This window comes from Campylobacter concisus (assembly GCF_902460575.1).
Classification (GTDB): domain Bacteria; phylum Campylobacterota; class Campylobacteria; order Campylobacterales; family Campylobacteraceae; genus Campylobacter_A; species Campylobacter_A concisus_AW.
In genome coordinates, this window is record NZ_CABPUY010000001.1 from 1 (window position 1) to 5,719 (window position 5,719).

The window sequence follows — 5,719 nt, forward strand, 5'->3', positions numbered from 1 at the left end:
TTAGGACATAAAAGTCTTGCAAGCTTCTGTTGGCAGACTTCTCAAGCTTTTTTACTAGTGTGTCAAAGATATAAAACTCGGCCTCGTTGCTAGCTAGTAAAAAATCAGCCCCACTATCAAATGCAGCAAAAATTATCTTACTAGCAAGCTTGCAAGCTAGCTCTTCATCGGCCTTTAAAAGCTCATATCCGCAAGGCGTTTTGGCGTTTAGCTCTATAAAATTTGCCTTGTATGCGCTTAAATTTGCAGGCAGTCTGTCTTTTATGGCTATCTTAAACTCTTTAAATTTACTAAGTTTTTCTATCTTTTTAAGCTTGTTTTCATATTTTGGCGCAGCTTTTACGCCTAAAATTTCTTTGAAAAATCTAATCGCCTCGCTGTAAATTTCGCTACCTTCAAAGAGTAAGTTAAATTTACAGCCTATGCAAATATAGCCTCAAAATGCCTAGTATTTTGCCGCCTTTATAAAGGTGGCTCATTTAAAAAAGTTGTAAAGACAAGCCGCATCTTGCGTTAAAACTTATATAAGCAGGGTTAAATTTATACCGCGAGGCAAAGTAGTTTTTTGGCTTGCTTCGCCTGTGGATTTTAAAATTTTTCTAAATTTTGCTTTCTCACGGCGCTACTGGTTAGAAAGATAGGCAATCATCAAATGGTTGCGACAACGCCCAAGATATCAACTATAAAGTTTTTTACTCCGATTGGTCTAATGGTATTTTGCAGATATTCGTTTGTAACGTTTGTAACTGCGTCAAATGTCGCACCGGTTATGACTATAAAAAGGACGGCGTGAGCTAGAAAAATGGCTAGTTTTAGCGCTCCAAGCTAAATTTGTCCCGTCATAAAGCGGTTTATGTCAAGCGCACCAAAGTTGAAGCTTCTCACCCAAAAGACAAAGATAGGCGACTTTAAATTTAAGATAGCTATTCGCCAGCTTATCAAGCCTTTTATTTTCAAATTTCTAGTATTTTTTAACAGAGCAAAGTCCTTTGGCAACTTGTTTTGCAATAACAAAATGATAAATTCGAGTTTTTTCGCTATTGATGTATGAAATTTGATTTAAATTTACTCATTTGCCAAGTCCTCAGCCACTTTAGCAGCGAGTTTTAGCTTGTCACTATCAAAGTGCGTGTAAATTCGCGAGGTATTTAGGCTTGCATGCCCAAGAGCTTCTTGCACTAGCACAAGGTCTTTTTGCTTTTTGTAAAGCATCGTTGCAAAGGTGTGACGTAGCATGTGAGCGCCGTTTTTCTCTTTTCTGATGCCTGCTTTAAATAAAATTTGCTCCACTATGCGGCTAACATAAGCTTGCGTGAGCCTCGTGCCTTTTTTGTTTATAAAAAGATAGCCCTCTTTATTGATGTAGTTTATGGCGATAGCGTTTAGGTGAGCTTCGATTAGGTGGCGCTTTATCATTACGATGCGGTATTTGTTGCCTTTGCCACGGATCCTGATGATAAAAAGATCGCCGTCCTCTGTGATATCTTTTCTCTTTAAATTTAGTGCCTCGCTCACACGAATGCCAGTAAAGATGATAGTTTTTATGATGAGCTTGTTGCGGTTTGAGTTTTGCTTAAAGTCGCTCTGCTCGATCGCATCAAGAAATTTCTTGACCTCCTCTTCACCCATAAACTCAGGCAGCTTTTGTCCTTTGTTGCCACTAACGCCGCCCCAGTTTTTTAAATTTATATCAAAAACATGAGCCTTGCCGTCTTCTTCGTTTTGTTTGTCTAAAAATGCAAAGAAATTTATCACTGAAATTCTGTAGTTTTTCTTGCTCGCATCGCTTAGTCCGCCAGTTGTGCTAGCTAGTATTTCACTTAGTAGCTCTTCATCGATCTGCTTTAGGCTACTAAGCTCATAAAATTTCATCGTCTCGTAAATTTTTTTAAGTGGGTTAAAGTAGGTATTTATGCCAGTTAGCCCTGCATTTCTTGCGCTTTTTACCAGCCCATCAAGCTGATCAATATTTTTTATCTCACGGCTTAGGGCGAAATTTACACTTGCAAGCGCCTTTGGGTCTCTTAGCTCCTTGTTTGAAAGAGAGCTAAGTTTAAATTTGACATAGCGAGTTAGCCAAAATATAAATGAGCTTTCAAAACTATCTTTGCAGTCAAGTGGAAATTTCATGCTTAAAGCGTTCTCTCTTTTATTACTCTGGCTGTCTCTATGGCGATCTCAAGCTCTTCGTTGGTTGGGATGATGAGCGTTTTTATCTTAGCGCCTTCTTCATCTATGCACCTCTCGCCTCTCACGTCAGAGAAATTTAGCTCGTGGTTTATGTGGATGCCAAGATGTTTTAGATCGTCGCAAATTTTTTGCCTTGTGTTTGGCGCATTTTCGCCGATACCGCCAGTAAATATGAGCGCATCAACGCGCCCCAAAATGGCGTAGTATGAGCCGATGTACTTTTTCACTCGGTAACAAAACATATCAAATGCAAGCTTTGCGCGCTCGTCGTTTTGCATCTTGGCTACGACCTCTCTCATGTCGCTTGAGCCACAAATTCCAAAAAGTCCGCTCTTTTTATTTAAGAAGTTATCGATCTCGTTCCACTTTAAAACGCCGATATTTAGTAGGTAGATGACTACGGCTGGGTCCATATCGCCGCTTCTTGTGCCCATTATGAGCCCTTCAAGCGGACTAAGACCCATCGAAGTGTCAATGCTTTTGCCATTTTGCACAGCACAAGCTGAGGCGCCGTTGCCTAGATGAAGCGAGATAGCGTTAAATTTATCAAACTCTATGCCAAGCATTTTTGCCGCTTGCTTGCAGACATATCTGTGCGATGTGCCGTGAAAGCCGTATTTTCTTATGTGATGAGCCTTGCAAACATCGTAGGGTAGGGCGTAGCGGTAGGTGTACTCTGGCATGCTTTGATGAAAAACCGTATCAAAAACGACCACGTGAGGCACGTTTTTACTCTCTTTCATCGCATTTTTGATGCCAGCAAGGTGCCCTGGGTTGTGAAGTGGGGCAAGTGGGCTTATCTCCTCGATCTTTTTGATGACACTCTCATCAACGATCATCGAGCTAAAAAAGCTCTCGCCACCATGAACTATCCTGTGTCCTATGCCGTCAAGCTCGCTTAGATCGTGCAGTGTATGTGAGGTGGTAAAGAGCTCGTTCATCGCTTCAAGTCCGTCGTGGTGGTCTTTTATAAAGCGTTTTATCTCATAAACTTCGCCATTTGCTTTTAGCACTGCCCTTGAGCTAGAGCTGCCGATTTGCTCGACTAGACCGCTTGCTAGGCTCGTTTTTGTCTGCATTTCAAAAAGTTGAAATTTTATCGAGCTGCTGCCTGAGTTTAAAACTAAAATTCTCATATCACTCTCCTGCTTGTATGGCGCTTATTAAGATGGTATTTACCACGTCTTCGACGAGGCAGCCGCGGCTTAGGTCATTTACTGGCTTTTTTAGCCCTTGAAGTATCGGCCCAACGGCTAGGGCATTTGCGCTTCGCTGAACTGCCTTGTAGCAGATGTTTCCGCAGTTTAAATTTGGAAATATAAAGACATTTGCCTGTCCTGCGACATCGGAATTTGGCATCTTTTTGCTAGCCACGCTTAGATCAACCGCCGCGTCAAACTGGATTGGCGCTGCGATCTTTAAATTCACATCAAGCTCGCTCGCCTTTTTGGCAGCCTCTTTTACAAACTCCACGTCAGCCCCGCTGCCACTATCAGCCGTTGAGTAGCTTAGCATAGCGATCTTTGGGCTAAGACCAAAGGCACTTGCCGTTTGAGCGCTGCTTAGCGTGATGCTTGCTAGCTCGTCGCTGCTTGGATTTGGCGTGACGGCGCAGTCGGCAAAGAGTAAAATTTCCTCTTCAAGTGCCATGAAAAATGCCCCACTTACGACGCTTACATTTGGCTTTGTTTTTATGATCTGAAGGGCAGGCCTTATCGTATCAGCCGTGCTCATCGTAGCGCCACTTACTAGTGCGTCTGCCATGCCTTCATGTATGAGCATCGTGCCAAAGTAAATTTTATCTTTTGCAAGCGCGTTTGCCTTGGCTTCATCGACACCTTTATGTTTTCTTAGCTCATAAATTTTCTTTGCAAACTCTTCGTTCAGCTTGTTTTGCGCTGGGTTTAGTACCTTTGCTTTGCTTAAATTTAGCCCCAGATCGGCCGCTTTTTTTGAAATTTCGCTCTCAAGCCCTAGCAAGATGATATTTGCCGCACCTTTTTCTAGCACGATGTGAGCTGCTTTTAAAATTCTCTCATCATCACTTTCAGGCAAAACGACTGTTTTGCTTGCCGCTTTGGCTCTTTTTAGAAGCAAGCTTTGAAATTTAAATGGCGTGATGATCTCGGCTTTGTAGCTTAAAATTTCATCAAATTTATCAGTTATTAGAAGCTTTGAGTTTAAATTTAGCGCCCTTAGCTCGCTTGCGTTTTCGTCAAAGACTGGAGCGTTTAAATTTCTAGCTAGCTTTAAATTTAGCTCGCTCTTGCCAAAGACGCTAAAGCCCTCACAGCCAACGACTATGACGAAGTCGCTTCTCTCCTTTAGCTCTTCAAATTTATCTATAAATTTTAAAAAAAACTCTTTTTCATTTAAATTTATTAGATTTTTTTTGTCGTTTTCGTCTGGAGTTATCTTAAAGATCTCAACTTTTTTGAATTTTGTAGCTATAATTTCCTGCAAATATGCTAGATTTTTGTCTGAAAAAATGTAACAACTTTTCATTTTGTGACCTTTTTGGGAACTTAAATTGCTTAATCTTAGCACAAAGATACTTATTTTAAGGCATTTTATGAACTATAAAAAGATTTGGCTCGTCACATTTGCGGGCATTTTTTACACAGGTTGCACCCCAAGTGCAGATCCTCACATCAATATGAAACCTCCAGTTTATGTCGAGCAACTCCCTTCAAAAGATAGTGGCAGCGGTCAAAGCAACGCCGGCAGCCTCTTTGGCAAGGGCGAAAATCCTCTTTTTTCAGACAGAAAGGCGATGAATGTAAATGACATCGTAACCATCGTCATCTCAGAAAACGCAAGTCAAATTTCAAGCGGCAGCAAAAGCACCAACAAAGATAGCACTATTTCGCTTGGCGGCGGCGTTTTCACAGCTGGAGCTGCGCCACTTTCAACCGTGGCTGATAATCTAAACAAATACGGCGACATCGGCTTTAAAGCAGGTGGCGGCAATAAATTTACAGGTAGTGGCACTAGCAACAGAAGTGAGAAATTTACCGCGACCATCTCAGCTAGGATCATCAAGATATTAAACAATGGCAACTACTTCATCGAGGGCAGCCGCGAGCTACTTATAAATGGCGAAAAGCAGATCATGCAAGTAAGTGGCGTCATCAGACCTTACGATATCTCGCAAAACAACGAAATCGACTCAAAATACATAGCTGACGCCAAAATTTTATATAAAACTGAGGGCGAGCTAGACAAATCAACTAAAAAACCTTGGGGCACAAGACTTATGGAGGCTATCTGGCCATTTTAATGCAAATTTAAAAGCCTAAATTTAACCCATTTAGGCTTTTATCTTTTATATCTCAAATTTCACTCGCTTAAATATACTAAATTATATTTTTTAAAAATTATTAAAATTTAATTGATATTTACTTTCATAAAAATAGATTTTTTGCCATATCATTTCTCAAAATAGGATAAATTCTCGCTAAATATTATTTTATAGCATATTTTAAAGATATTGATAAAAGGCATTTAAAATTTTATTATTAAAATTTAT

General features: G+C 40.5%; 5 protein-coding genes and 1 pseudogene. 2 read left to right on the forward strand and 4 right to left on the reverse strand.

Annotation, left to right across the window (positions count from 1 at the left end; all coding sequences use genetic code 11):
- A pseudogene (locus F3G76_RS11050) lies at window positions 1–136 on the reverse strand (DUF5644 domain-containing protein); the annotation flags it as partial.
- Here F3G76_RS11050 and F3G76_RS10400 point away from each other — a divergent pair.
- Window positions 87–383: a hypothetical protein gene (locus F3G76_RS10400; RefSeq protein ID WP_188116260.1), complete on the forward strand. Its 297-nt coding sequence runs from the start codon at window positions 87–89 to the stop codon at window positions 381–383. The pseudogene F3G76_RS11050 and the gene F3G76_RS10400 overlap by 50 nt on opposite strands.
- A 682-nt stretch (window positions 384–1,065) precedes the next feature.
- On the opposite strand, the gene F3G76_RS00010 is transcribed toward F3G76_RS10400, so the two are convergent.
- From F3G76_RS00010 to pta, 3 genes are read right to left on the reverse strand one after another with little or no spacing between them, the layout of a single operon-like run.
- Window positions 1,066–2,130 carry a tyrosine-type recombinase/integrase gene (locus F3G76_RS00010; RefSeq protein ID WP_149705559.1) on the reverse strand — a complete coding sequence of 355 codons (1,065 nt, stop codon included), beginning with the start codon at window positions 2,128–2,130 and terminating at the stop codon, window positions 1,066–1,068.
- A gap of 2 nt (window positions 2,131–2,132) precedes the next feature.
- A complete protein-coding gene (locus tag F3G76_RS00015) occupies window positions 2,133–3,326 on the reverse strand; it encodes an acetate kinase (RefSeq protein WP_107849574.1) in 1,194 nt (397 codons plus the stop codon).
- Window position 3,327: 1 nt separating this feature from the next.
- Complete coding sequence (gene pta / locus F3G76_RS00020) at window positions 3,328–4,695, reverse strand: phosphate acetyltransferase (protein WP_149705560.1); 1,368 nt, start codon at window positions 4,693–4,695, stop codon at window positions 3,328–3,330.
- A gap of 67 nt (window positions 4,696–4,762) precedes the next feature.
- Here pta and flgH point away from each other — a divergent pair, with 67 nt between their 5' ends.
- Entirely contained in the window at window positions 4,763–5,470 is a 708-nt protein-coding gene (gene flgH, locus F3G76_RS00025) for a flagellar basal body L-ring protein FlgH (RefSeq protein WP_002940928.1), read from the forward strand.
- The last annotated feature ends 249 nt before the right edge of the window (window positions 5,471–5,719 follow it).